Source organism: Caballeronia sp. AZ10_KS36 (assembly GCF_023631105.1).
Classification (GTDB): domain Bacteria; phylum Pseudomonadota; class Gammaproteobacteria; order Burkholderiales; family Burkholderiaceae; genus Caballeronia.
Genome location: NZ_JALQDQ010000006.1, coordinates 1 through 530, shown reverse-complemented (window position 1 = coordinate 530; position 530 = coordinate 1). Strand labels below are relative to the sequence as shown.

Here is a 530-nt window from a genome sequence, read left to right as displayed (position 1 = left end):
GTGAGCGTCGGCGCGAGCATGCCCGAGGCGGCGAGCGTGCCGTTCACGCGGGCCTCGATCACGCGCGGCGGCGGTCCTTTCTTCGCGGCGGGCTTCGGCTGAACGAGTTGCTGCGTGAGCAGAAGCGGATTGAAGTCGATGAACTTCGCTTTTACGTCGTAGCCCGAATTCGCGTCTTTCTTCAGCGCGCCGCTCGCCTCCACGCGGCCTTTCCCGACGATCAGCTTCACGTCGTCGAGCGTGGTCGCCTTCGGATCGAGTTTCACCTTCGCCTGCGCGCGGATGGCGGCGCGCGGATCGTTCAGATCGGCGGTGACGGTTTGGGTATCGCCTGCCAGCACGACGCGCACGGGACCCGCGAAGTCCGTCGGCCGCACGCTCGGCTCGATCGCGTTCAGATCGAGCTTCGCCACGTTCAGGTCGAACTGTCCGTTGCCGCCCGACAGCGCGCCGCCGCCCGTGATCGTCGCGTTCTTCAGAAGCCGCACGTTCAGATCCGCGATGCGCTGCGCCGACGCGTCGAGCCGCAC

The 530-nt window shown here is 67.2% G+C and carries 1 pseudogene; it reads right to left on the bottom strand.

The features are described from left to right. A pseudogene (locus tag NCR35_RS04555) lies at positions 1-530 on the bottom strand (translocation/assembly module TamB domain-containing protein); the annotation flags it as partial.